General features: G+C 33.9%; 25 protein-coding genes and 1 pseudogene. 5 read left to right on the top strand and 21 right to left on the bottom strand.

Features of this window, described 5'->3' with window-relative positions; translation table 11 throughout:
• Positions 1 to 68: 68 nt before the first annotated feature.
• From EKQ63_RS30680 to asnB, 4 genes and pseudogenes are all read right to left on the bottom strand, one after another.
• Positions 69 to 164 (bottom strand): annotated as a pseudogene (locus EKQ63_RS30680) (phosphatidic acid phosphatase); the annotation flags it as partial.
• A gap of 8 nt (positions 165 to 172) precedes the next feature.
• A complete protein-coding gene (locus tag EKQ63_RS12330) occupies positions 173 to 502 on the bottom strand; it encodes a hypothetical protein (RefSeq protein ID WP_087994856.1) in 330 nt (109 codons plus the stop codon).
• A 48-nt stretch (positions 503 to 550) separates the two neighbouring features.
• The gene (locus tag EKQ63_RS12325; RefSeq protein ID WP_087952407.1) at positions 551 to 910 is read right to left on the bottom strand and encodes a GNAT family N-acetyltransferase; all 360 of its coding nucleotides are present in this window, start codon (positions 908 to 910) and stop codon (positions 551 to 553) included.
• Between the two features lie 93 nt (positions 911 to 1,003).
• The gene (gene asnB / locus EKQ63_RS12320; protein ID WP_000333816.1) at positions 1,004 to 2,905 is read right to left on the bottom strand and encodes an asparagine synthase (glutamine-hydrolyzing); all 1,902 of its coding nucleotides are present in this window, start codon (positions 2,903 to 2,905) and stop codon (positions 1,004 to 1,006) included.
• A 217-nt stretch (positions 2,906 to 3,122) separates the two neighbouring features.
• Between asnB and EKQ63_RS12315 the strand changes: the two genes are divergently transcribed.
• Complete coding sequence (locus EKQ63_RS12315; protein WP_001288083.1) at positions 3,123 to 3,587, top strand: Hsp20/alpha crystallin family protein; 465 nt, start codon at positions 3,123 to 3,125, stop codon at positions 3,585 to 3,587.
• A gap of 39 nt (positions 3,588 to 3,626) precedes the next feature.
• Here the strand turns inward: EKQ63_RS12315 and EKQ63_RS12310 are convergent, their stop codons facing one another.
• Positions 3,627 to 4,214: an SCO family protein gene (locus EKQ63_RS12310; protein ID WP_087952405.1), complete on the bottom strand. Its 588-nt coding sequence runs from the start codon at positions 4,212 to 4,214 to the stop codon at positions 3,627 to 3,629.
• Positions 4,215 to 4,549: 335 nt separating this feature from the next.
• On the opposite strand from EKQ63_RS12310, the gene EKQ63_RS12305 reads away from it, so the two are divergent.
• The gene (locus tag EKQ63_RS12305) at positions 4,550 to 5,524 is read left to right on the top strand and encodes an MBL fold metallo-hydrolase (protein ID WP_087952404.1); all 975 of its coding nucleotides are present in this window, start codon (positions 4,550 to 4,552) and stop codon (positions 5,522 to 5,524) included.
• 198 nt (positions 5,525 to 5,722) lie between these two features.
• On the opposite strand, the gene EKQ63_RS12300 is transcribed toward EKQ63_RS12305, so the two are convergent.
• The 4 genes from EKQ63_RS12300 to EKQ63_RS12285 form a co-directional block, all read right to left on the bottom strand.
• On the bottom strand, positions 5,723 to 6,565 hold the full coding sequence (locus tag EKQ63_RS12300; RefSeq protein WP_087952695.1) for a DegV family protein: 843 nt from the start codon (positions 6,563 to 6,565) through the stop codon (positions 5,723 to 5,725).
• Between the two features lie 152 nt (positions 6,566 to 6,717).
• Positions 6,718 to 6,969, bottom strand: coding sequence for a DUF2535 family protein (locus EKQ63_RS12295; RefSeq protein ID WP_000629015.1), 252 nt, complete (start codon positions 6,967 to 6,969; stop codon positions 6,718 to 6,720).
• Positions 6,970 to 7,311: 342 nt separating this feature from the next.
• Entirely contained in the window at positions 7,312 to 8,055 is a 744-nt protein-coding gene (gene tatC, locus EKQ63_RS12290; RefSeq protein WP_000390139.1) for a twin-arginine translocase subunit TatC, read from the bottom strand.
• A gap of 42 nt (positions 8,056 to 8,097) precedes the next feature.
• Positions 8,098 to 8,283 carry a twin-arginine translocase TatA/TatE family subunit gene (locus EKQ63_RS12285; RefSeq protein ID WP_000492443.1) on the bottom strand — a complete coding sequence of 62 codons (186 nt, stop codon included), beginning with the start codon at positions 8,281 to 8,283 and terminating at the stop codon, positions 8,098 to 8,100.
• Positions 8,284 to 8,496: 213 nt separating this feature from the next.
• On the opposite strand from EKQ63_RS12285, the gene trhA reads away from it, so the two are divergent.
• Positions 8,497 to 9,153, top strand: a complete 657-nt coding sequence (trhA, locus tag EKQ63_RS12280) for a PAQR family membrane homeostasis protein TrhA (RefSeq protein ID WP_000136894.1) — start codon at positions 8,497 to 8,499, stop codon at positions 9,151 to 9,153.
• Between the two features lie 41 nt (positions 9,154 to 9,194).
• Here the strand turns inward: trhA and EKQ63_RS12275 are convergent, their stop codons facing one another.
• The 6 genes from EKQ63_RS12275 to EKQ63_RS12250 all read right to left on the bottom strand — a co-directional run bounded on the left by EKQ63_RS12275 (position 9,195) and on the right by EKQ63_RS12250 (position 17,317).
• Positions 9,195 to 9,914: a lysophospholipid acyltransferase family protein gene (locus tag EKQ63_RS12275; RefSeq protein ID WP_087952402.1), complete on the bottom strand. Its 720-nt coding sequence runs from the start codon at positions 9,912 to 9,914 to the stop codon at positions 9,195 to 9,197.
• Between the two features lie 110 nt (positions 9,915 to 10,024).
• Positions 10,025 to 10,660, bottom strand: a complete 636-nt coding sequence (locus EKQ63_RS12270; protein ID WP_000170016.1) for an FMN-dependent NADH-azoreductase — start codon at positions 10,658 to 10,660, stop codon at positions 10,025 to 10,027.
• 362 nt (positions 10,661 to 11,022) lie between these two features.
• A complete protein-coding gene (gene pbpC, locus EKQ63_RS12265; protein ID WP_143881085.1) occupies positions 11,023 to 13,008 on the bottom strand; it encodes a penicillin-binding protein 3 in 1,986 nt (661 codons plus the stop codon).
• Between the two features lie 155 nt (positions 13,009 to 13,163).
• The gene (locus tag EKQ63_RS12260) at positions 13,164 to 13,652 is read right to left on the bottom strand and encodes a dihydrofolate reductase (RefSeq protein WP_088327134.1); all 489 of its coding nucleotides are present in this window, start codon (positions 13,650 to 13,652) and stop codon (positions 13,164 to 13,166) included.
• 19 nt (positions 13,653 to 13,671) lie between these two features.
• Positions 13,672 to 14,628, bottom strand: a complete 957-nt coding sequence (locus EKQ63_RS12255; protein WP_000679600.1) for a thymidylate synthase — start codon at positions 14,626 to 14,628, stop codon at positions 13,672 to 13,674.
• Positions 14,629 to 14,734: 106 nt separating this feature from the next.
• A complete protein-coding gene (locus EKQ63_RS12250; RefSeq protein WP_143881084.1) occupies positions 14,735 to 17,317 on the bottom strand; it encodes an alpha-L-rhamnosidase in 2,583 nt (860 codons plus the stop codon).
• A gap of 184 nt (positions 17,318 to 17,501) precedes the next feature.
• Here EKQ63_RS12250 and EKQ63_RS12245 point away from each other — a divergent pair, with 184 nt between their 5' ends.
• Both EKQ63_RS12245 and EKQ63_RS12240 read left to right on the top strand, forming a co-directional pair.
• A complete protein-coding gene (locus EKQ63_RS12245) occupies positions 17,502 to 18,959 on the top strand; it encodes a serine hydrolase (protein WP_087994842.1) in 1,458 nt (485 codons plus the stop codon).
• A 128-nt stretch (positions 18,960 to 19,087) separates the two neighbouring features.
• On the top strand, positions 19,088 to 20,377 hold the full coding sequence (locus EKQ63_RS12240; RefSeq protein ID WP_087952398.1) for a S41 family peptidase: 1,290 nt from the start codon (positions 19,088 to 19,090) through the stop codon (positions 20,375 to 20,377).
• A gap of 21 nt (positions 20,378 to 20,398) precedes the next feature.
• Here EKQ63_RS12240 and EKQ63_RS12235 read toward each other — a convergent pair whose 3' ends face one another.
• From EKQ63_RS12235 to EKQ63_RS12210, 6 genes are all read right to left on the bottom strand, one after another.
• A complete protein-coding gene (locus EKQ63_RS12235) occupies positions 20,399 to 21,346 on the bottom strand; it encodes an aminoglycoside phosphotransferase family protein (RefSeq protein ID WP_143881083.1) in 948 nt (315 codons plus the stop codon).
• Positions 21,347 to 21,357: 11 nt separating this feature from the next.
• Positions 21,358 to 21,744, bottom strand: a complete 387-nt coding sequence (locus EKQ63_RS12230) for a VOC family protein (RefSeq protein WP_087952397.1) — start codon at positions 21,742 to 21,744, stop codon at positions 21,358 to 21,360.
• Between the two features lies 1 nt (position 21,745).
• Entirely contained in the window at positions 21,746 to 22,381 is a 636-nt protein-coding gene (locus EKQ63_RS12225) for an HAD family hydrolase (RefSeq protein ID WP_087952396.1), read from the bottom strand.
• Positions 22,382 to 22,485: 104 nt separating this feature from the next.
• Complete coding sequence (locus EKQ63_RS12220) at positions 22,486 to 23,073, bottom strand: YpjP family protein (protein WP_001134413.1); 588 nt, start codon at positions 23,071 to 23,073, stop codon at positions 22,486 to 22,488.
• A 285-nt stretch (positions 23,074 to 23,358) separates the two neighbouring features.
• Positions 23,359 to 24,558, bottom strand: coding sequence for an ABC transporter permease (locus tag EKQ63_RS12215; protein WP_087952395.1), 1,200 nt, complete (start codon positions 24,556 to 24,558; stop codon positions 23,359 to 23,361).
• Complete coding sequence (locus tag EKQ63_RS12210; protein WP_087952394.1) at positions 24,551 to 25,261, bottom strand: ABC transporter ATP-binding protein; 711 nt, start codon at positions 25,259 to 25,261, stop codon at positions 24,551 to 24,553. The genes EKQ63_RS12215 and EKQ63_RS12210 overlap by 8 nt, the downstream gene beginning before the upstream one ends.
• Positions 25,262 to 25,384 lie beyond the last annotated feature (123 nt).

Below are 25,384 nucleotides of genomic sequence, written 5' to 3'. Positions count from 1 at the left end.
AGATACATCAGAAAACTTTTTCAATATATATAATTGCACCCTCATTTTTATTCAAAATATTTTTGTGCCTATTTGCTACTCAAATTTTTTAAGCGTAACATGTAAAAAAGAAATGGGCGTAAGAAAGTAATTGTAATTCCAGTCAATACATAACGTAAATAAAAAAACCGCCTTATGTAAGGCGGTTTCTATCATTTTGCTTTAACCAATTTAAAATAAATATATACGATTGATAGTGAATATAACGTATGCAAAATAAAAGAAATAAAAGGGCTATTCCAGTGGTACTATACAGCAAACCGAACTTTAAAAAAATATTTAACAGCGGTGGAAAGGTCGTTATATTTTGTAATGTAAGTAGCATACAAAACAAAAGGAAAAACACTGGGGCATATTGTAATTCATACGGCTTTCTCTTCTTATTCATTCTTTTTCGAATAAACATATGGCTTAGCTCCGCTACTAAAAAACACCCTCCAATTAATACAAGACCAGAAGTCATCATCATACATCCACCTGCCTTATATTTATCCCGCATAACTACTCATCGCTATATTTTCTTCACATATATCCCATCTTCCTCGTTAAACCCAAAGCTCTCTATAAATGATTTTGCTTGTTCTGTTAATTCCGTTTGTACTACCTTTATCTCTTTCACATTTCTTTCTTTCATCATCATTTCAAATGTGAAATACGTATTTGTCCCATAACCGTAACTTTGATAGTCAAAGTGAATAATTAATTGAGATAAAATTGCAGTCTCCTCTTGTACACTATAGTCTATTACACCGATATATGTATCATCAACCTTCACACAATACTGTACTTGATTCTCAGTTAAACTATGTGAGCGAAACATTTCTTTCACAACGTTTTCATTTTCTACAGTTACTTTTTCAAACGTAATCATATGTTGTCCATCCTTTTACTATTATTGTATCAACAATACGCCCTATTTATGAAAAAAACCTTAAGACCATATGCGATCTTAAGGTTTTTCTAATTAAACTAAGCTATACGCACGTTTCGTTTCTTCGTGGAACTTATTCGTATCGTATTTATGCTCAACATAAATTTGATGCCATACCATAAACGCAAGTACAGTCCAAATTTTACGGCTATAATCGCCTTTATCTGCACAATGTGCTTCCAGTAAGTTTAATACATACTGTTTGTCGATTAAATGCTCTGTTTTACTCTCGTTTATAATATTGATAGCCCAATCATGCATTTCGTCTTTTAACCAGTGACGAATTGGTACTGGGAATCCAAGTTTTTTACGATCTAATACGTGATCTGGAACGATTCCGCGTGCTGCTTCACGTAAAATAGCTTTCGTAGTTCCGTTAGCAATCTTAAATTCAGTTGGAATTTTAGATGCAACATCGAATACTTCTTTATCTAAGAACGGTACACGAAGTTCTAATGAGTTCGCCATTGTCATTTTATCAGCTTTTAATAAAATGTCACCGCGTAACCAAGTGAACATGTCAATGTACTGCATTTTGCTTACATCATCATAATCTTTAATTTCGTTATACAATGGTTTCGTGATATCCATATAGTTAACACTTTCATTGTAATACTTCATTAATTCAGCTTTCTCTTCTTCACGGAAGATTTTAGCATTTCCATAGTAACGCTCTTCAATTGGCGTGCATCCACGCTCTAGGAAGCTCTTTCCTTTAAACCCTTCTTTAAGAGCACCACTTAATGCTTTTAGAACGCTCTTACCTGGGCTAGGGATGTAAGAGAACATTTTCAGTGAGTTTGGCTCACGGTAAATGTTATAACCACCAAATAGCTCGTCTGCACCTTCACCTGAAAGAACAACTGTTACATGTTTACGTGCTTCTTTAGCAACGAAGTACAACGGTACAGCTGCTGGATCAGCTAAAGGATCATCCATATGCCAAATGATTTTTGGAAACTCATCCATAAACTCTTTTGCAGAAATGAATACGTTATGGTTTTTAACGCCTAATTTCTCAGCAGTTTCTTTCGCAACATCAACTTCACTGAAACCACGTTGCTCAAAACCAACAGAGAATGTTAAAAGATTTGGATTCATTTCTCTTGCGATAGAAGCGATGATAGATGAATCGATACCACCAGATAAGAATGAACCTACTGGTACATCACTGCGCATATGCACTTTTACTGAATCATATAACACATCACGAATCGCTTGGATATGCTCCTCTTTCGTTGCACTTGAAGCATTGAAATAAGGCTTCCAGTAGCGATGGATTTCCATCTCTTTACCGATTTCTTTTACGAAATAATGACCAGGCTCGATTTTATTAACATCAATTGTTAATGTTTCTGGCTCTGGACCATATTGATACGTAAAGTAATGTTGTAAAGACGTTGGATTAACACCTTTATCTTCCATCACATGCATAATACTTTTCTTCTCAGATGCGAAGAATGTAGTATCACCTTGTTGTGCGATGTATAGAGGTTTAATACCGAAGTGATCACGTGCACCGAAAAGTTTCTTCTCTTCACGATCCCAAATCATAAATGCAAACATACCACGAAGATAGTCTACACATTTTTCTTTCATATGTGCATACAATGCAATGATAACTTCTGTATCAGATTGCGTTGCAAACGTTGCACCTTTTTCAAGTAACATTTCACGTAATTCTACATAGTTGTAAATTTCACCATTAAAAATAATTACATATCGATCATTTTCATAAGTTAGCGGCTGATGTCCTGCCTCTAAGTCAATGATACTTAAACGGCGGAAGCCAAATTGTACATGTTCATCACGAAAATATCCTTCGTCATCTGGACCACGGTGGAAAATCATCGTGTTCATATTTTCAAATTGATGTTTTTCTGTTTCTGAAAACTCTCTAGGGTTTTCACATAAACATCCTACAAAACCACACATACTTCTTACCCTCTTTCAGTTTTCATTCTGTCTCTATACTACTATATCAACCCTATTTATACTAGCATAATCAACTGAATATGGCGACCAAAAACTATAAAAAAATCACTCCATTTCACATTTTTAACAATTTTTTATGAAAACATGAAAACTAGGCACTCACCTTTCTCCGCTTTTGTCATATGATATTGCAAATTGATTTTTAGGAGGGAATATCATGAGTGAAGAAAAAAAAGACTCTTCTCGCCCACCGGTTCGTAATTATTTAAAGCAAATTGATGATTTCTTCGAGCAAACACCACTTCGTAATGTAATCGCTGATTTAAATCATTTTTTCCAAAAAGGAAACCGTTTATTAACATTCCCTGTAGATTTATACGAAGTTGGCGAAGAACTCGTTGTTACAGCTGAACTACCAGGTATACAAAAAGAACAAATTCAAATTGAAATACAAAGTGAATACTTAAAAGTCTCTGTAAAAGAAGAAATACTTGAAGAGGCTGAAGAAGAAACATCTCATAACTATTATCGCCGAGAACGTTCCATTTCAGAAGCATCCAGATTGATTAAATTACCGTACTCCATTAATAAAAAAGCAGCGAAAGCTTCGTATCAAAATGGCGTGTTAGAAATTCGGGCACCAAAACTTCCTCAACAACATGACATTTTATCCATAGACTAGTGTAAAAAAAGAAGGGTGCTTTAATCTGCACCCTTCTTTTTATTCTGCTAATCGCTTCATATCACGTATAATGTCCTCATACGGCGTATTACTAATACCATTATACTTTTTCATTACTTTTCCGTTTTGATCAATTAAATAAAATGATGTACCATGCATAACTTGACCATTCTCAGGTTTATCTACAAGTGTTTGGAAATTATCTTTTGCAAACTTTGTAATATCTTCTAACGAATAACCTGTTAACAGGTTCCAGTTACTTGTATCTTCTGTAAACTTTTGAATAAAAGCTTTCAAGTTTTCCGGTTTATCAAGGTCAGGATCTACGCTAAATGATACAAACTGAACATCTAATTTCTCTTCCTTCGCCATTTTCTGTAATTTTGCCATATTAGCAGTCATTGGCGGACAAACTGTTTGACAGTTTGTGAACATAAAATCTGCAACCCAAACTTTCCCTTTTAAATCTTTTGTACCAAATGGTTTTCCATCTTGATTAGTAAATTGGAAAGTTTCTAAATCCCAATTTAATGGTTTACGAAGCTTTGAACCTGATCCACTACATCCAGCAAGTACAAAGAGACAAACTACAACCATAAGACCAATTATTTTTTGATAACGCTTCATTTATAAACCTCTTTTCTCTATCCTAAATTTAAATAGGTTATGTTTATCATAACAAAAGTTAACACTACGAGAAAATTGTTTACTACATTTGTTCACGAAATCGTACGAATTTACGTATGTTACTTCTTTATTTCAAGCGAATCACTAGACAAAATATATTTTTTCACTATTATTTCTCTAAATAGAAGTTGCAAAACTAATTTTGTTGTTACTTTTGTAAATAGATCCCCCTATTTTTTAACAATTCCTTAAACATTCATCCATGTTATACACTGTATTCCTTAACAACATTTCGGTACAATACAATTACAACGATTTTAAATGAGGTGATGTTCATGGCAAAGCGCTATGAAAATATGGATAATGTTAGCACAAAAAAATCAATTCGCTCTTTTATACGCTGGCGTAAAGAACGAAAGCAAAACAAAAAAGATTTTTCTTTCTTAGTAGAACAATCACCTGTTAAACAAAGTGCATTTTTGCAAAGTAATGTTGAAAAAACGACTGTCACATGGATTGGGCATTCCACTTTTCTTATCCAAACGAATGGACTTAATATATTAACGGATCCAGTATGGGCCAATAAATTAAAGCTAGTCCCAAGACTTACAGAACCTGGACTTTCTATAAAAGAACTACCTAAAATTGATATTGTTCTTCTTTCACATGGTCATTATGATCATTTAGATTTTTCAACACTTCGCCAACTTAACGATGACGTATTATACTTAGTACCCATTGGGCTAAAAAAATTATTTACTCGTAAAAAATTCAACAATGTAGAAGAGTATAAATGGTGGGAAAGTACGACTATTAATGATGTTTCCTTTCACTTCGTACCCGCTCAGCACTGGACGAGAAGATCATTATTTGATATGAACACATCTCACTGGGGTGGATGGATTATTAAGAATGACAATATGGAGGAAACCATTTATTTTTGTGGAGACAGTGGCTATTTCCAAGGTTTCAAAGAAATTGGCAAACGCTTTTCCATTGATATTGCCCTTATGCCAATTGGAGCTTATGAACCAGAATGGTTTATGAAAATATCTCACGTTTCACCTGAAGAAGCAGTGCAAGCTTATTTAGATTTAAATGCTACACACTTTATACCCATGCATTACGGAGCTTTTGCACTCGCCGATGAAACACCTCGCGAGGCAATAACAAGGCTTCGAAATAATTGGAATTTGCGTATGTTACCGTGGGAACAACTGCATGTACTCTTTTTAGGTCAAACTTTCACCTATAATAGCGAAACACATGCTAAAAAAGTGAATAAAGAAGTTGAAACATTACATGTATAACGTAACTACTTATTTTCTATATCCAACATATAATATAGAAAATCATAAAGCGAAACTTTAATCAGTGGGTGTTTTCTATGAATGAATATTTACAGACTCGCTATATCATTAGCGGGTGTGCCTGTATAGCCCTTCTTATTTCTTACTTTCTATTCACATAAAAAAGCTACTTGAAATCAATTTCAAGTAGCTTTTTTATTACTCTGCTAAATACATAAATCCGATTGCACCCGGACCTGTATGAGTACTAATAATAGGCGTTGTAAAGAAAATTTCTGATTGAGCAAATCCACTTACTTTTTCAACAGCCGCTTTTACATTTTCAGCTAAAGGAATTGCTTTCGCATGCGGAATTGCCACAGCTTTTACAACTTTTCCAGCTGTATCTTCCTCAAATAACTTAGCTAACGTTTTTACAATTTGACCTTGGCTACGCACTTTCGTTACAGGGTTATAAACACCATCTTCAAGGCTAGCAATTGGTTTTATATTAAGCAACGAACCGATAAATGCTTTTCCTTTACCGATACGCCCACCCTTCACTAAGTTTTCTAATGTATCTACTACTACATATAAACGAGTATTCTTCCTTACTTCATCTACACGTTTTAAAATTTCTTCTAGTGAGCGTCCTTCATTTGCCATTTTCGCAGCTTCAACTACTTGATATGCTAAAGCATGTGTAATAAATTGCGAATCAACAACTGTTACTTTTGTGTCGGTCATTGATGCAGCACTATTTGCAGTTGCCACAGTACCACTCATTCCACTTGTCATATGAATGGAAAGTACTTCACTTCCATCTTCACCTAACTTGTCATACATTTCTACAAATGTACCCATTGCTGGTTGTGATGTTTTTGGTAGTTCCTCTGATCTAATCATTTCTTCAATAAATTCATCTGGTTGTAGATCAACGCGATCTAAATATGTTTGTCCATTTACAGAGATTGATAATGGTAGAACATGAATGTCATACTTCTCAATTACCTCTTGTGATAAATCTGCCGTTGAATCTGTTACAATTTTAATTTTTTGCATATTATATTCTTCCCTTTCCAATACGCTCTCCTTGTTATTATACTAGTATTCCCATTGCTTTCAACAATTTGAAACGAAATTTCATTAAATTAATTATATTTTTATATCTAAAATGAAAAAGACAGAGCTCTTAACCCTGTCCCCACTCTATATCATGCATTTTTTTCAAGAGTATTTGTTTTATATACATTTAAATAATCATTCCACTTCAAACAATTTTGTAAATATTCACGGAAAGAATACGAAAATCTTGGGTGCTTTTGTTTTTGAATTTTTGCAATAAATAATTGAAGACGAGACTGTATTAGAAACGATAATGGATGCTGCGCTTGTAGGACAGGGATTTCAAATATTTTAATACACTCCCCTGTTGAATGAGTGAAATAAAAACTTTTCGTAATCACAATATCAATCCTCTTTTTCATTGGATTTTTGAACTTCTTCTACTTTACGCTGTAACACGTTGTTTAAAGTGGCGACTCCCATCAATACAAAAGTATCCTTAGACAATCTCTGTAGTCCTTATGGTTAAAAGATTTTTACTCTATTCATCTTCACCTAATCCATCCCCCATCCTAAATTCCTAATAAGACAAGGACTCGTTATCCGTATATTGCTTAATATATTCAGTATAAACTTATAAAAGCGCAAAGTTTGTCTAAATTTTGGAGATTCTATATTTTTTTTCTTCTCTATATTGTATACGTTTATAACTAGAGTATAACAAATAAATAAAAAAAGTGCCTTTATAACGAGGCACTTTTCGACTGAATTTCTTCTTCTCTTTTCTTTTTTCGCTTACTAACAATCTTTGATAAAGCGATACTAATTTCATAAATACAAATAAGCGGTACCGCAACTAAACTATGTGATAAAAAATCTGGCGGTGATATACACGATGCAATGATAATCAATGCTACGTAAGCATACCTTCTTATTTTTATTAGAAATTCCGCCGTCAACAGTCCAATACTCGTTAAAAACATTACTACTACTGGCAATTCAAAAATTACAGCAAATGGAACTGTTAAATTAAGAACAAAATGAAAATACTTTTCTGTCGTAAACATCGTATTAAACATTTCATTACCTATCGTAGTTAAAAAATGAAATAAAAACGGCATTACAACGAAATATCCAAAGCATAAACCTGCAATAAATAATATAGACAATACCGGTATATACATTAACGTCATCTTTTGTTCATTTGGATGTAAACCCGGTTTTACAAATAACCAAATTTGTATAGCAGCAAAAGGAATTGTACAAACGATAGCAAATACTGTAGCAATCGAGAAAAAAATCCACAATACATCACTTGGACCGAGAACGGTTAATTTCATTGGTAAGTCTTTTACAAGCCAAAAATAAATATCCTTCGTAAAAGTAAACCCAACAATTAAAAATAGTACAAAGGATAACACGGTATATATTACTCGTTTGCGAAGCTCAACTATATGTTCTACTACACTCATTTCCCGATCTTCCATCTCGTTCACCACACTTAATTTATCCATTTCGAGGAAAATCCATTACATTTTTTCTTTCTTTTCCTTCTCTTGAAATGCATCATCAGTCAATTCTTTCGTTGATTTTTTGAATTCTTTTAACGTTTCCCCTAAAGCCTTTCCGATTTCCGGCAATTTTTTCGGCCCAAATAAAATAAGTACAGCTACTAAAATTAAAATTAATCCTGGAAAGCCAATATTTGAAAACATTTCTCCATCCCCTTTATTAGTAGATTCCTTGTCCTACTATTACATAATTTTATTTTGTCAAAAAAGTTTGAAAACGTCAACAAATCCATTGACTTTTATCAAAAAAATTCAAAAATATAATCAATTATACAAATTTCATTTTCTATTGCCCTTGTGTATGATATGGTAAGGGAAAAGACATATTATTTTATGATAGTAGAAAGGATTACCATTATGACTGAAAAAATGACACGAATGACACAATTTGTGAAAGAAGAAATTGCAAATGCAATTACACATGGTATCGGTGCCATTTTAAGCATCCCTGCCTTAATCATATTGATTATTCATGCCTCTAAACATGGTACCGCATCTGCTGTTGTTGCATTTACAGTTTACGGTGTAAGCATGTTCTTACTGTACTTGTTTTCGACATTGTTACATAGCATTCACCATCCAAAAGTAGAAAAATTATTTACTATACTAGATCACTCAGCCATTTATTTATTAATCGCTGGCACATATACTCCTTTTTTACTTATTACGCTTCGTGGACCATTAGGTTGGACGTTACTCGCAATTATATGGACACTAGCAATCGGGGGTATCATCTTCAAAATTTTCTTTGTACGTCGCTTTATTAAGGCATCGACGCTATGTTATATCATAATGGGATGGCTCATAATCGTTGCTATTAAACCACTTTATGAAAATCTAACTGGACATGGTTTTTCACTACTTTTAGCAGGTGGAATTTTATATTCTGTAGGAGCTATATTCTTCCTTTGGGAAAAGTTACCTTTCAACCATGCCATTTGGCATCTTTTCGTATTAGGTGGTAGTGCGATGATGTTCTTCTGCGTACTCTTTTACGTCTTACCTACGGCATAATAAAAAAGGTTTCAGCTTAATGTAAGCTGAAACCTTTTTTATTACTTATGTAATTGTGATGCGATAACATCCTGTGTATACTTCGTTAACTCTTTAATATCCATAGTCGCATACTCTTCAGGTGTAATCGGCTTAGAAATTGTTACTGTTGCACGAGCTCGCTTCATACGGTTTCCATTCGCTTCAAACATTTTATATGTCCCATCTAATGTTACAGGTAAGATTGCTACACTAGATTTTACAGCAAGATGAAAACTCCCAGCCTTAAACTCTCCAATTTCGCCACCCTTACTTCTCGTTCCTTCAGGGAAAATTACGATAGAATGCCCATTCTTCAATAGTTCAATTCCATCTTTAATCGCTTGAAGTGATTGGCGACGATCACTACGATCCATAAATACACAATTCATAAGTTCCATCCAAGTTGGTACAACTGGGAACTTTTTAATCTCTGCCTTTGAAACGAAGCCAATTGGTTTATTTAAATAACCTAGTAAAACAGGGATATCCATATTACTCTGGTGATTACTTACAACTAGTACCGGCTTGTCTTTCGGAACATTTTCAAGTCCTTTAACTTCTACTGTTCCCCCAGCTACACGTACCATTTTCTTACCAAACCAATTTGTCGTTTTGTACACAGCACTATCTTTTTCTAGTGGCGACATCGTATTTACTTGTCTTTTAAGGCGCCACATTCTTGGTGTAATCGCAATTACGATTACAATTAAATAAAAGATTTTAAAAAACGTTTGAATCATACAGAACCCCCACCTATTATCATTCCGACCTTCATTATACTAGACAAACGAAGGAAAAAGAAGAAAAAAAGTCCAAACAACAAGTGTTTGGACTTTTTAACCATTCTATATTAGAAACGTTTTGCTAATTCACGAGCATTAGCAATTGCTGCTTCTTTAATTTCTTGTGCTTTTTCAGGGTTTGCATTCATACCTTCAACTGCAATATATTCAGTTTCATTTACACCAATGAATCCTAATACTGTTTTTAAGTGATTGCGGCCGAAGTCCACAGCTGCGTATGCTCCTTCAGAATAAACGCCACCTGTTGCTTGAATGTGAAGTGCTTTTTTACCTTCTAATAAGCCAACTGGACCATTTTCAGTATACTTGAATGTTTTACCTGCAATTGCTAAGTTATCTAAGTATGCTTTTACTACTGGTGGATAGCTAAAGTTCCACATTGGAGTTACAAATACATAACGATCTGCATGCATAAATGTTTCTAAGTTTGTGTTCATTGCTGCAACTTTTTGTTGTTGAGCTTCAGTTAAAGCTTCAAATCCTTCACCTGCTGCAAATTTACCCCAAGCAGCGAATACATCTGCATCGATTGCTGGTACTGTAGTATTGAATAAATCAATTGTTACAACTTCATCTTGTGGATGTTCGTTTTTATAAGCTTCGATGAAAGCTTCCCCTACTGCCATTCCGAAAGAACCTTCTGCTGAATTTGGATTTGCTGTAATAAATAGTACTTTTGTCATTGTATTCTCTCCCTTTTATACATTTTATCTTTAATTTGAGATTTATAATTTGAAAGTAAATAACTTACCTTATGTAAGTATAATACAAAAAGTTTCGTTCGGTGTCAATAAAAAATAGCTACTTTTTTTTCGTAAGTTAATGATTTGTTTTGTTTCCTTAAAATTCAGTATACAGATATTAAGAATTCTTTCATATAAAGTGAAACTTTAATCAGCCCTCACCAATCGGACTTTTATGGGCAGCCCGCCCCCTACCTAACTTCTTTGCTTTCGCTGAATTTTGAGGTGTGGGTCTTACTGCTCATTAAAGTGGGATAAAAAGGCTAGCTCTACAAATTATAGAGCTAACCTTTTATTACATATTATTTTTGAAATACATGTTTTACTTTTTCAGCTGGAATATTACTTCCGCCTCTACCTTTTACATCTTCAATCATCATAGTAATAACCATATCTGGTGAATTTAAATCAAATGCAGCGAACCAGCCTAGTTCTTTTCCTTCAGCCTCTTTTGATACTTTTAATTCCGCTGTACCTGTTTTTCCAGCAAGAGTCATGCCATCAATTTTAGCAATTTTCCCAGTACCATCTGGATCATTAATTACTTTCGTCATAGCAGTTTTTAATATATCCTGATTGCCTTTTGAAATTACATTCTCTTTCCAAGCTTTTGGTTGCTTATCTGTTTTAATTATATATGGAGAAGGTATGTTTCCTTCATTAACAATTAGTGCGTACGTTAATGCTAGATGGAGTGGCGTCATTAATACTTGTCCTTGTCCATAACCTGTGTCTGCCATTTGAATATCATTTTTAATACCATCATTTGCGATTTTAGAAGCTGGGAACCCATATTCAATTGGTAATTTCTCATCGAATCCGAATTTTTTCGCTTCACTCATAAACTTGTCTTTTCCGATTTTCAAAGCTTCTTGTGCGAAGTAAATATTATCCGAGTATTTCATCGCCTTATCAAAATCAATCGGATTTGCATCTTTTACACGTGTTACATAATAATTACCCCAAGAAGAATCTTTTGTCCATTTTAATCCTTCAATTTTTAACTCTTCTTTTGGATCAATTGTTTTCGTTTCAAGACCGATTGCAGCTGTAATCGGCTTAAATACAGATCCTGGAACTGATAATTGTGTAAATCGATTCGTCATCGGTTTTTTCGGATCATTATTTACCGCATCACGTTGCGCTTTTGACGCCCCTCTTGTAAGGGTATTTGGGTTATAAGCTGGTGTGCTCACAAGTGCAAGTGTTTCTCCAGTCTTTGGATTAATTGCTGCACTTGATCCTACCTCATTTTTCATTTCATTATAAATTTCGCTTTGAACTGCACTGTCAATCGTTAAAGTTACATTTTCTCCATCAACAGCATCTGTTTTTGCTAAATTTTTAATTTCTTTTCCTTGTGCATCTTCTACGAAGACACGGCCACCTTTTTTACCGCGTAGCTTTTCTTCCAGTACTTGCTCTAAACCAGCTTTACCTACCGGATCATCTGCTTGATAACCTTTCTTTTGTAACGTTTTTAAATCTTCAGCATTCACTTTTCCAATATAGCCAGTAAGATGTGCGGCTTCTTCTCCTAATGGATATGAGCGAACATTTACTGGCTTTGTTGCAACACCAGGTAAATCTATGTACGTATTTTGTGTTGCTCCTTCAGGCAATATTCCAATTGGTACAAGGTAATTTGGTTTTACCCATTTAGCTGCTAGTTTTTGATCAATTTCTTCGACAGACATATTTAGTAACTTCGCTACCGTTTCTTTCGTTTGCGGAGCTGCATCCCCTAATTTTTCAGGAATCAATCCGATTTCAGAAGCTTTACCATTTACCGCAAGATATTTACCGTTACGGTCATATATTTCTCCGCGCTTCGGCTCTGTCGTTTGCATACGCACTTTACTATCTTTCGTCATACCTGGGAATATAAAATCAGGAGTCCAATCTATTTTCCAAGATTCTTTATCTCCATCCTTTTCTTTCACCATTTTTGCTTCATGGGCAAAATTGATTTTACCACCAACAGTATCCATGCTTACTTTAAAAGGAACAGGACCTTCATCTTTTTTATCTTCTTTTACTTCTCCTGCTTCCACTTTTAAGTCTTTCACTTCAATGCCAGCATAAATTTTTTCATATTTCTCAGTGAATTCTTTCTTTGAAATATCTTTTTTTGCCTTTTCTGATAATTGATCATACATTTCTGCAAATTTTTGTTTATTCCATGCTTTTGCATATGTATCAAATGCTTCTTGTGGTTTTTCTTCTTTACCACATCCGACTAACATGAATGTTAAGCAAAGAAAAAGAACCCCCCATATCTTTCTCAATCGATTCTCCTCCTCTTTCTATCTTAATACTCTTGAAAATTTTAGCATTTTTACATGCTACCATTCATTATAGCACTATCGAATCTCATCTATAAACCTATATTGATGGATACAAATAAAAAGATTGATGTGAATTTTCACATCAATCTTTTTTACTATTGTTGCTTCTCATATACGTGATAATAGTACTTATACGGATTTTTTTCATCCGTTAAACCTTTTTCAACAAAAATTTCTTTCCAATTTGTCATATCCATTTCTGGGAAGAATGTATCTCCTTCAAATGCATGATGGATTTTTGTTATATATAACTTGTCTACGTAAGGTAAAAAGAGATCATAAATTTGCGCTCCGCCAAAAATAAAGATCTCTTCTTCATTTTTGCATAGCTCAAACACTTCTTCTACAGAATGTGCTACTTCACAGCCTTCAACATGATACCCTTCATTACGAGTTACAATAATATTACGTCTTCCAGGCAGTGGTCTACCAATCGCTTCATAGTTTTTTCTTCCCATAATAAGCGAATGACCCATCGTTGTTTTCTTTACATATTGTAATTCACTCGGTAAACGCCAAGGTAAATTATTATCTTTACCAATTACTCTATTCTCGTCCATTGCGACCATAAATGAAACTATCATCTTTTCATCTCCTCTACAATTATACTGCAACCGGTGCTTTAATTGCTGGGTGTGGATCATATCCTTCAATCGTTAAATCTTCCATTTCAAAATCAAACACAGATTTCACATCTGGATTTAATGTAAGTTTCGGGAACGGACGTGGTTCACGCGCCAATTGCTTTTCTACTTGCTCAAAATGATTCGTATAAATGTGTGCATCTCCAATTGTATGAACAAATTCTCCCACTTCAAGTCCGCATTCATGTGCAATTAAATGTGTTAGTAACGAGTAACTTGCAATGTTAAATGGAATTCCAAGGAATATATCGCCACTTCTTTGATATAGCTGACAAGAAAGTTTACCGTCTGCTACATAAAACTGAAATAACGTATGACAAGGTGGTAATGCCATACTTGGTACATCTTCAGGATTCCAAGCAGATACAATTAGGCGACGTGAATCTGGCGTTTTTTTTATCATTTCAATTACATCTTTTAATTGATCAAGCGTCTCACCAGCTGTCGTTTTCCAAGCACGCCACTGCTTACCGTATACGTCTCCTAAATAACCATATTTATTTGAGAAATCATCATCTTCTAAAACGTTCTTTTTAAACAATTCCATTTGCTCATCGTACTGAACTTTAAATTCCTCATCTTGTTGTGAGCGAAGACCGAAATCAGTCATGTCAGGACCCGTATACTCGTCACTTTCTACCCAACTCTTAAATGCCCATTCATTCCAAATGTTGTTATTATGCTGCAATAAATAACGAATATTTGTATCACCTTTCATAAACCAAAGCAATTCACTTGCTACAAGGCGAAATGGCACCCTCTTTGTCGTTAATAAAGGAAAACCTTTACTTAGATCAAAACGCATTTGATAACCAAATACAGATACAGTGCCTGTCCCTGTACGATCTTCTTTTTTCGTACCATGCTCCATTACATGGCGGCATAAATTTAAGTATTCATTTTCAGCATGTTTCATATGTAGAAAAACCTTCTTTCAATCTTATATAAAATTTATCATAACATGAAAAACAGTGAATTTAATATTCATAATGAATATTAAATTTTTCTATATTAACAGAATTCTACCTCATTATATTTTTACAAAATGTAAATTTATAATCGCCTGATTCTAATTCCTTTTCAATAGTATGCTCTGCTTTCCAATTCATTTCATCTATCCGTAATGTAGCACTCGTATTAGGTGGTATGGAAACATGTAAAAAGGCTTGTTCCTTTTCCACACGCCAATCAATCTTAATTTCTCCATAAGCTGTCTCACGTTTTACTTTAATCCATTCTAAATTCGAGTCAAAATGTGGTTGTACATAAAAATGTTTATATGCAGGTTTTGTTTCATCCACTTCTAATCCAACAATATATCGGTATATCCATTCAACGATAGAACCATATGCGTAATGATTGTACGAATTCATACTATCATTCCAAAGTGTCCCATCCTCTTTCACGCCATCCCAATGTTCCCAAATCGTTGTGGCACCTTGTTTCACTTGGTATAACCATGATGGATAATCTTCATGAAATAGAAGCTTACAAGCAAGGTCATGACGGTGAAACTTGCTTAATATTAAATTTAAATACGGTGTTCCTATAAAACCTGTTGTTAAATGATTTTTATTTGCTTTTAAAAGCTCAATTAATCGATTAAATACTTTCTCCTTCACATTATCTTTCACTAGTTCAAAAAGAAGTACTAATATGTGGGCTGTTTGTGTATTTGAAATTAACCTACCATTTGGTGTAACGAATTCATTTTGAAACGCTTGAACAATATTTCCATGTAGCTCTGCATAAAACTTAGCATCTGTATTTTTACCTAAAATCTCAGCAACCTTTCGTAAAAGCGATGTAGAATACGCATAATAAGCTGTCGCAATAAAATGCTTGTCTGTTCCGCCTTCATATACATCAGGTTTCGTATCTAATGCGAGCCAATCCCCTAAATGATAGCCTGTATCCCATAAATACTCATTTTCACCTTGTGAACGTATGTAATCTATATACTTCTTCATACTGTCATATTGTTCTTTTAAAATCGATACATCTCCGTAATGTAAATAATGAACCCATGGACAAATAATTGCTGCATCGCCCCAACCGCCAGAAGTATCCAGATCAAAATCCGCTCTTTTCCCAAACGCATCTGGAATAACTAACGGCACAGCCCCATTAACATTTTGATCTAATGATAAATCTTGGAGCCATTTTTTAAAGAACAATTGCACATTCATAATTTGCGTAGCTGTCCCAATAAACATTTGTGCATCTCCTGTCCATCCAAGTCGATCATCTCGCTGGGGACAATCTGTTGGCACGTCAAAGAAGTTTCCTCTTTGAGACCATTCTACATTATGATGAAGTTGATTGATTAATGGATTAGACGTTTCAAATTTAGTCAATTTTTCCATATCTGTATGTAATACAATCCCTTCAAAATCTCCTATTTGAGGCGGCTGGGTTACCCCACTTATTTTCACATACCTAAAGCCTTGATAGGTAAAATGAGGTTCAAACATTTCCTCCTCTTCTCCTTTTGCTATATACACTATTTTTTGTTTTGCCTTGCGGAGATTTCCATTATAAAAACTACCGTCTTTATTTAATATTTCAGCATGCTGCAATTCTATCTTTTGTCCAGTATAAACATGACGGACTTTAAACCGAACCCAACCTACCATATTTTGCCCCATATCAATAAGCCATTCATGATTTGGTAGTTTTGAAATAGCGATTGGTTTTATAATTTTCATTTTATGAATCGCTTCATTTTCTTGTGCAACAATTATTTGTTTGGAATGCTCAATTACTTCAACATCTTCTAGCACTTGTTCACTTTCTTCTAGTCTAGAATCATAAACTTCTCCTTCATAAATTTCCGAATACAAAATAGGGCTTGGCGTTACTTTCCATGTTTCATCTGTTACAATTTTTTCTTTCGTTCCATCTTCATATGTTATATGTATTTGAGCAATTACTGCACGTCTTTCCCCATAATAATTACGTACATGATGCATGGTAATCGGCCCTTTATACCAGCCGTTACCTACTAGAATAGAAATATCATTTTGCCCAATCTTTAATACATGTGTTATATCATACGTTTGATACAACACTCTCTTATCATAACTTGTCCATCCTGGGGTAAAATAACAATCTCCAATATGCTCTCCATTTATAGAAGCCTCGTATAATCCTAAACTAGTGATATATAAACGTGCTTTTTTAACTAATTTTTTAATAGAAAAGCTTTTATGAAAAGACATAACTTGCGTGCGTTCTTTTTTCGCAGCAATCCAGTTTCCACTCCAATTAGCTTGCCCTTGTAAGCCAGTCTCCCAAAAAGCTACTTCTGACCAAGACGACTCTTCTTCATGATTATCCCATGCCTTCACTCGGTAAAAATAGCGTGTTTCCCTACTATATGAAAATGAATTGATTGGTATATGTAAACTTTGATCTGTTTCTACTTTTTGCGAATCAAACATTATAATCTCAAAATCTCTATCCTTCGCAACCTGCAATTGATACGCAAGTTGTTTTACATTTCGGTTATTCGACTCGAGTTGCCAACTAATTTTAACAACTTTCGAATCTATACCTATCGGATTATTTTTATTATCACAGCGCAATTTCTTTATTATTAGCACACTTCTTCACCATCTTTTCTAAATCTTAATTTAAATTAATTATAATAAAAACAAAATTCTAAATAAACAATAATTTTATTCATCCTTACAAAATTATTAACTTTCCATATTTATAAAGGTTTTTATTTTCTATTACCGAAAGTATAGTGCGGTAGAACAAAAATTATATTTGGAGGTTAGAAGTATGTCTAAAATTGAAACGCCTGTTATGACTTCTTTACAAACAACGGTTGAAAAAATGATGAAGGATTTAAACGTTCCGGGAGCTGCTGTAGCTATTATAAAAGACGGTGAAGTTATTATTTCAGAAGGATTTGGCTATCGCAATCTAGAGACAAAAGACGCTGTTACACCGAGTACTCGATTTGCAATCGGTTCCTCAACGAAAGCTTTTGGCACACTTTCATTAAGCTTGTTAGCACAGCAAAAAAAGTTTAATTGGGATGCTCCTGTCCAGTCCTATATACCTAACTTCTCTTTATCTGAACTACTTGCTAGCTCACAAGTTACAGGACGAGATTTAGCTTCTCATCGTACTGGGGTAAGTCGTCATGACGCTCTTTGGTACAGCTCTTCCTTATCTCGAAAAGATCTTGTCGAAAAAATAAAACATTTACCGCTTGATGCACCGTTTCGAACTTCATTTCTATATAACAACTTAATGTATGCGACAATTAGTTATATTGTAGAAAACATTACGAATCAAACGTGGGAGCAATACGCTACAGAACATATTTTAGAGCCTTTAAATATGAATCAAACAAACTTCTCTGTTATAGATTCACAAACTACAGATGATTATGCTTTACCTTACATTGAAAATGATGGTGAAATAAAAGAAGTTCCATTCCGTAACATCGATACCGTTGGCGCTGCTGGGTGTATTAATTCTACAATTGAAGATATGGCCAATTGGGTCCTTCTTCACTTAAAACAAGGAAAATTTAGAGAGCATGAATTAATCTCTCCTGAATTATTACAACAAATGTATACACCGCACAATTCCATTCCAGATCAACCAGTTTTATCACTTCCTGAATCTCCATTAAATAGTTACGGCCTTGGTTGGTTTATTAGCGCTTATCGTGGTAATAAGGTGATTCATCATGGTGGTAATATTGATGGATTTTCAGCGCTTGTTTCTTTCATACCAACAGAAAACATCGGCCTTGTCATTTTAACGAATGCTGGAGGCACATTACTTCCTACTTATCTCGCTAATCAAATTTATGACGAACTACTTGAATTAGAATCCATTGATTGGCATAAACGCGCTGTAGAAGATACTGAAAAAATGAAGGAAATGATGAAAGAAGCAACTGAATCCATTCCAGAACAGATGAAAGGGACTACACCTTCTCACAAATTAGAGGATTATACTGGTACTTTCGAACATCCTGCATACGGAACATTACAAGTATACAAGCGTGATGATTCATTATTTGTGCAATTCATGGAAATGGACATTCAATTAACGCATCATCATTACGACATCTTCTCTGCAAAAGTTGACTTATTCCAAATGAAGATGAATCTATTATTTGCATATGAAATGAATGTGAACGGTGAATTCCCATCCCTTCAGTTACATGTACCAGCTATGCTAAGTACTCAGCCGCTTGCATTTAAGAAAATAAAATAAATATTTTAATAGAGGGACGATAACACTTCCCTCTATTTTTCATTACAATCTCCATCCAAATAAAGGATAATACGTAAAGGATACGGAATTCTATTATTTAACTAATTAAATTATCAGGGGGAAAAGCCGTGTATACAGGAATTTTCAAAGAAATTGTTTCAATTACTCATCACGATTATTCAGGTTGTATAGATAAAAAAGGATGGGACGATCCCACTACTTATTTACAGACAATCGAGAAACTAGAGAGACAAGGAGAACTAACACCAGTACAATTCACTGAAATTGTAAATGATTACTTACTAGACTATAAAGACAATCATATGTTTTTCAAAATTATCACTAGCGATCAACCTCTTAACAATGTTGGCTTCCAAGTGAAAAGATACGAAGATCGCTTATATATTACATCTACTTCAGCTGAAAAAAGAGTAAAAAAAGGACAAGCTATCCTTGCATTAGACAATATGAAAATCCCTGATTTATTAATAAAATATAAGAAGTATTTAAATGAGAATTCATATGAACGTGAAAAATGGGGATATGTTTTATCAAAGTTTTCAAATTGTACACTTATAGATGAAAATGGATTGACCCACACAATTACTTTACAAAAGTATAAACAGAGCAAATATACACCTATATATTCATTAGAAAAATATAATAAAGATACTCTCTTAATTACTTTGACGGACTTCGCAAATGCTGAAGCTATCAATACATTATTAGACTCACACAAAGATGAGCTTAATGCTTTTCCGAATTTAATCATAGATGTGCGATTAAATCGTGGCGGGAGTGATGATACATTTTTCAACCTACTTCCTTACTTATTTGAAGACAAAGAGATTTCTCTTTTCGATTCTTCTGATACAATGCAATTAAATCATACAGAACGAAACTTTCATTTACGTATGAAAGACATGAAAATGGAAATGGAAGATTATGATTCTTTAGACGAACTTTCCAAATTATTCACTAATATGTTTATTCAAGATTTAAAAAAGAATTATAAAAAAGGATTCGTTACATTTGATACCTCTGGGTTACCAAAAGAACTTCAATCATTAAAAATACACGGACGAAAATCACCTAGTAGAGTGGTCATATTAACAGATGTTACATGTGGGAGTTCTGGCGATTCTTTTGTGGAAGTTGCAAAAAAATCATTGAAAGTAAAAGTAATAGGTCGTCCTACTGCTGGTGTAAATGATTATTCTAATTTAGCAGTAATGGAATGGGCTGATACATTCGCTCTTTACTACCCTACTTCACGACTTTCCATTATAGATAAAGGCGAAGGAATGTCCGGAATTGGTATACAACCACATATACATATCCCGTGGACTCCAGAACATATACAAGAAGATGTGGATTTAAAATTAGCATTGGAACTACTTCAAAACGAAGAATGGTAAAAAATAAAAGGCAGATGTGATTCACACCTGCCTTTTATTTTTTATATCAATTTTTTCTGGTTGAAACCAAATTGGCTTTAATAGCTCAAAGTCTTTATGATCCTCTAAAACTACAGTAAGACGCTCTAGCATATCATCTAACATATGTGGTGCTGCTTGTAATGTCCAGACAACTGAAGAGAAAACTGTCATGCCAACGTACACTGCATATAATTTCCAGAACTCCTCAGGTATTCTTCCGTTATAATATCCAGTAATTTGCCCAATCGCATATGGGATACTAATGTCTCGTGCAAATAGTGCGATTTTTACAAAATCATGAAGTGGGTCGCCCCAATCATAACCATTAAAATCAACAACACCTACATACTTCCCATCCCGTACAATTATATTTTCTAAATGAAAATCATCGTGTTGAAATCGATTTGGTCGGTTTTGTAAATACATTTCATTTTCATCGATAAACTTAATGATTTTATCATCATTTTTTATTTTTATTCCGCATGTTTTGTATGCCTCTACATATTTTTGGTGTTTTTTCATTGCTCTTTCATACCACGGAAGTATATCATTAGGAGCTTCATATGTATGCATTTTTGCTAAATCTTTTCCTGCCTCTATACCAATTTCATATTGTTCTTTTGGTAAATATGTAGGCAATAGCTTCTTCGCATCCTCCCCTTCTAAATACGAAAAAATGCCATAGCATAAACCTTCTTCTGCCAACAACCCCATTTCAATTGGTTTTTGCGCTTGCACACTACGGTTTTTCATTTCATTTAAAATTTGAAACTCTATTTTCTTTCTTTCATACTCTTTTATATCGCCCGTCCGCAATAAATATTTTTCATTATTCCCACTTGTAATGATATATTTCTTATCAGGCGAAAAACCTTTAGAAATTTCCTTAATATCCACTGCACCTTTTACTATTTGTATATTATTTTGCCATGCTGTAATTGTCTTCATGTTTATTCCCCTTACATTTCTACATTTGGTGTGTAAGCTACTTCTATAATAAACCCATTCGGATCATAAAAATCAATCGTATAGTACCCTTCCGAATAATGATTCATTTCAATCGGACCACGTATTATCTTTATTTTCGTACTAGAAAGAAACTCTGCTACCTCATCAACTACTTCTCTATGAATAGCTTGGTAACAAATATGTCTAGGACCTAGCGTCCTTATGATTTCCTCGTCTACTTCCTTTAAATATATTTCACTTTCTCCCGTACTATATGATACTTCATTTAACTTTCTCCATCCAATTATGGAAAACAACATATCGTAAAAAGAAATAGACTCCTCTAAATTCGCTACCCAAAATTCCATATGATGAATACCTGCTCGAAGTGTATTCATATTAAGAATACGCCCCTTGTACTACTTGTACAATTTCCATAGGTGTATTGACCATATAATCTGGTGCATCCTTTTTCACTGTTTCAATGACATCATATCCCCAAGATACCCATATTACATCCACCCCTGCCTTTTTACAAGCCGCTACATCTCTCTGTTCATCACCAACGTATAACATATCTTTCTCCGTTATCTTTTTCGATTTTAAAAACCTTTTAATCATTTTATCTTTACCGAACAAATTTTTAGAACAATACACTTCTTGTATATTTTCTATACCATTATTATGTAAAAATGCCCGAATGTGCTCTTCTGAGTTCGATGATATGACTGCAATTCCGTAACCTTTTTTATGTAGTTCATCTAACACTTCCTTCATCCCATGGAACAAAATAAGATCTTTTATGGCAGGTTGATACAATTTATAAAACTCCAGTGCTAATATTGGTAGTTTATACAGCGGTACATCAAGTTGTTTACATCTTTCTGGCATCGTTAATTTACGTAAATACTCAATTTCTTCTTCCCTTACCGTTTTATATCCGTGCTTTTCAGCAAGTTGATTATAAATTGGTACAAATATATTTTGTGAATCTACTAATGTGCCATCAAAGTCAAAAACAATATATTTTTGCATTGTCCTACTCCCTTTACTTCTTTTTCTAAACCTATTTTATTCAACAACATAGTCGTCTTACCCTTCTATAAACAAAAAAAAGAACAAGATTTCTCTCGTTCTTTTTAAGAAAGCCATTTTGGCGGCACATTCGTATTCCAATAAATATTTCCTAACTCATGATGTCCTGAGTACCCATCATCAAAACGGTGATAGTGGAAATTAAAATAATACCCATCTTGCGGTGGATGATCTCTTCTTACGTGGAAACGCAATAAGTCATTTCCTGTTTTCGTATCGTAAACGTGAAAAATCTTTTCATTATTTCCACCAGCTGGTTTTTGAGAAATCGCTAATGATTGTAACGAATCTTCCGGTACATCATTTGCTAGTTCAGCAATTGCCTCTTCAATCTTCGGTAATATTACATCTTTAAACTCATCTTCAATTACTGGACCAATTTTAGTGCCAAACTTTTGCATCGACTGCTTCTCTGCTTCTTGCATTGCATACGTAATAAAAGTATCGGTGGTTAACCTGTCATTCGTTTCTTCATATGTATAGGACGTACTCTCCAAATTTTGTTGCCCAGCTGTGCTCGTGGGCTTGTCCGCAGCTTTGGCATTATCAAGCAATATGGAAGGAGGCGTCACTAAACCAAATGTAAATACGGTAATTAATGCTACTAAGGTTTTTCTAAACCAATTTGGCATGTATGTTTCCTCCCCTTTCACTCATTATATTTTATATAACGGTTGTTTCCTCTATTATACAAAATGATTGTAATTTTTGCACTTTACAAATTTGTTAACGTTCACATATTTTTCACTTGAATATGAAATTGTAAGATTTCATACAATAAAAATACAACAATAATGAGGAGGAGATTCGATGACTTTAGATGTCATGTATTCCGCCGCAAGCATACTCGTTTTAGTATATTTTATTTATCAATGTGTTACCGATTAGAAAAAAGAGCCAATTTTCGGCTCTTTTTTCTATGGTAAGAATACTATCCAACCAATCCATACTATGAAAATAATCCCAGCAATTACAGCTGGTAATAAATAAAAATGCGAAAGGATAACCAATCCATATAAAAGGATTACCGGAAGTAATAAATATCGATTTACCTTCCATCTTAACAATAGTAATTTTCCTTCATCACAATATAAATGAAGAAACATTTTTTTCGTAAATTCATTCCAATAGTCGCGCGCATAACGGGAAATTGCAAATAAAGCAAAGGCAAGAATGATAGCGGCAATCCATTTCGGACTCATAATAATACTGACAGTGCTTATACATACAATTTGAATATAAAATATTCGTGCACTACTTGTACGGAAAAATTCTTTTAAAAAGGATTCAACAATACGAGCATCCTTTTTCTTTCCTAAAAACTTTTTAGAACGCGGAAATATCCACGCCTTTTTATTCGAACTACTCGGTTTAGCCGTATGACCACCAACTTGCATAATCCCGCTCGTCCAGCGCATACTTTCTTCTTTTTCTTTCTCAACTTCTTTAAAAAAGGAATTTTTATAATTCAGTTTTTCTTTTATCAATACGATAATTAGAAAAACTGTTAAACCGATACATAGTATAGAGTAAAATGGATTTTTATAAATAAAAAATAGGCTTATTCCAAAAAATGATAGACTTATAGAAAATATTACATTTTTGATAACCCATAGTAACCATCGTTTCCCCACACGCACATGAATAAATCTCGTTAATAACGACAACAGAAATCGAAATAACGTAAAGAATAGCCAAAATAATACGACTTGTATCTTCGTCACTCCAATACTTTTCATCAACACTGGTAACATCGCAACAACAACTACTACATTCGTTATTGCTATTCGAATAAACGTATATGTCATGCCATACTGGATTAATTTTTGCATGTGAGCGGGATACGAAATTAAAAATAAACTATCCGCTTGCTCAAAAAATGAGCGAACTCCTCTTGTATATGTAATCACATAAAATGCGAGTAGACCTAATCCGAAATAAACCGTTTCTCCCATCGATAATTCTTCCATCCATAGTGAACGATAATAAATCCCCATAAATATAAATGCTGGAATAATAATGTATAGCGCAACTGTCCAATCCGTTATAGAACGTATGGACTTCCATTTGCGCCCTAGTTCATAACGCAATCTTTTATAAAATTGTTGTTTAATCATGTTGTTCACGCCTTACAATTACATCAAAACAGTCTAATAATGAACTATCCGGCATTTCCGCTAACGCTTGGATAGATTCTAAATGCCCATCTGCGACTAATGTTCCTTGCGAAATGAGTAAAAATCTCTCACAAATTTTTTCAGCAGTATCTAATACATGCGTACAAAGTAAAATTCCTGCCCCGCGTTCTTTTTCTTTAAATAAATAACTTAAAAATTCTTTCGTAGCTACTGGATCTAAACCGATAAAAGGTTCATCAATGATATAAAAATCTGGTTCAGTTAAAAACGCCAAAATGAGCATCGATTTTTGTTTCATCCCTTTTGAAAACTTTGATAAATACTCATGTTTATGCTTATCCATTCGAAACATATGTAATAACTCTTCCGCTTTCCGTTCCCAGCTCCCTACTTCGTTCCCTCGAGCAGCCATTAATAATTCAATATGTTCCCAAAGCGTCAAATAATCATAATAAGTTGGATGTTCGGGCACGTATGCATACGGATTTTTCTTTTCACCAAATGATATTTCACCATTCACATTTACAAGTAACCCGAGCATCGTTTTAATCGTTGTACTTTTCCCGGCACCATTTGCGCCAATAAGAGCAACTAATTCGCCTTGCTCAATCGAAAAGGCAATATCCTGAATTGTTTTTTCACCTATTTCATATCCAGCAGAACGGATATTTACTTCTAACATACATTCCCCTTCTTTCCATTTCCAATACAAACTAGGAAAAGAATAACATATAACTATCTATATATCATTATAAAATATTTATTTTCATAGCAGGAATAAATATTTTTTAACAGAATACTTAAT

The sequence above is a fragment of the Bacillus sp. BD59S genome (assembly GCF_007363175.1).
In the GTDB taxonomy this organism is placed as follows: Bacteria; Bacillota; Bacilli; order Bacillales; family Bacillaceae_G; genus Bacillus_A; species Bacillus_A pacificus.
Note: the sequence above shows the minus strand (reverse complement) of the source record. Positions and strands in the feature narration are given on the sequence as shown.

What these genes read in the sequence shown, in the direction of transcription:
- EKQ63_RS12230 (WP_087952397.1), bottom strand. Translation starts at nt 21,744, where the DNA reads ATGAATACACTTCGAGCAGGTATTCATCATATGGAATTTTGGGTAGCG.
- EKQ63_RS12210 (WP_087952394.1), bottom strand. Translation starts at nt 25,261, where the DNA reads ATGTTAGAAGTAAATATCCGTTCTGCTGGATATGAAATAGGTGAAAAA.
- EKQ63_RS12245 (WP_087994842.1), top strand. Translation starts at nt 17,502, where the DNA reads ATGTCTAAAATTGAAACGCCTGTTATGACTTCTTTACAAACAACGGTT.
- EKQ63_RS12305 (WP_087952404.1), top strand. Translation starts at nt 4,550, where the DNA reads ATGGCAAAGCGCTATGAAAATATGGATAATGTTAGCACAAAAAAATCA.
- EKQ63_RS12310 (WP_087952405.1), bottom strand. Translation starts at nt 4,214, where the DNA reads ATGAAGCGTTATCAAAAAATAATTGGTCTTATGGTTGTAGTTTGTCTC.
- asnB (WP_000333816.1), bottom strand. Translation starts at nt 2,905, where the DNA reads ATGTGTGGTTTTGTAGGATGTTTATGTGAAAACCCTAGAGAGTTTTCA.
- EKQ63_RS12275 (WP_087952402.1), bottom strand. Translation starts at nt 9,914, where the DNA reads ATGATTCAAACGTTTTTTAAAATCTTTTATTTAATTGTAATCGTAATT.
- EKQ63_RS12300 (WP_087952695.1), bottom strand. Translation starts at nt 6,565, where the DNA reads ATGCAAAAAATTAAAATTGTAACAGATTCAACGGCAGATTTATCACAA.
- EKQ63_RS12220 (WP_001134413.1), bottom strand. Translation starts at nt 23,073, where the DNA reads ATGCCAAATTGGTTTAGAAAAACCTTAGTAGCATTAATTACCGTATTT.
- EKQ63_RS12255 (WP_000679600.1), bottom strand. Translation starts at nt 14,628, where the DNA reads ATGAAACATGCTGAAAATGAATACTTAAATTTATGCCGCCATGTAATG.
- tatC (WP_000390139.1), bottom strand. Translation starts at nt 8,055, where the DNA reads ATGGAAGATCGGGAAATGAGTGTAGTAGAACATATAGTTGAGCTTCGC.
- EKQ63_RS12315 (WP_001288083.1), top strand. Translation starts at nt 3,123, where the DNA reads ATGAGTGAAGAAAAAAAAGACTCTTCTCGCCCACCGGTTCGTAATTAT.
- EKQ63_RS12325 (WP_087952407.1), bottom strand. Translation starts at nt 910, where the DNA reads ATGATTACGTTTGAAAAAGTAACTGTAGAAAATGAAAACGTTGTGAAA.
- EKQ63_RS12285 (WP_000492443.1), bottom strand. Translation starts at nt 8,283, where the DNA reads ATGTTTTCAAATATTGGCTTTCCAGGATTAATTTTAATTTTAGTAGCT.
- trhA (WP_000136894.1), top strand. Translation starts at nt 8,497, where the DNA reads ATGACTGAAAAAATGACACGAATGACACAATTTGTGAAAGAAGAAATT.
- EKQ63_RS12235 (WP_143881083.1), bottom strand. Translation starts at nt 21,346, where the DNA reads ATGAAGACAATTACAGCATGGCAAAATAATATACAAATAGTAAAAGGT.
- EKQ63_RS12260 (WP_088327134.1), bottom strand. Translation starts at nt 13,652, where the DNA reads ATGATAGTTTCATTTATGGTCGCAATGGACGAGAATAGAGTAATTGGT.
- EKQ63_RS12225 (WP_087952396.1), bottom strand. Translation starts at nt 22,381, where the DNA reads ATGCAAAAATATATTGTTTTTGACTTTGATGGCACATTAGTAGATTCA.
- EKQ63_RS12330 (WP_087994856.1), bottom strand. Translation starts at nt 502, where the DNA reads ATGACTTCTGGTCTTGTATTAATTGGAGGGTGTTTTTTAGTAGCGGAG.
- EKQ63_RS12215 (WP_087952395.1), bottom strand. Translation starts at nt 24,558, where the DNA reads ATGATTAAACAACAATTTTATAAAAGATTGCGTTATGAACTAGGGCGC.
- EKQ63_RS12270 (WP_000170016.1), bottom strand. Translation starts at nt 10,660, where the DNA reads ATGACAAAAGTACTATTTATTACAGCAAATCCAAATTCAGCAGAAGGT.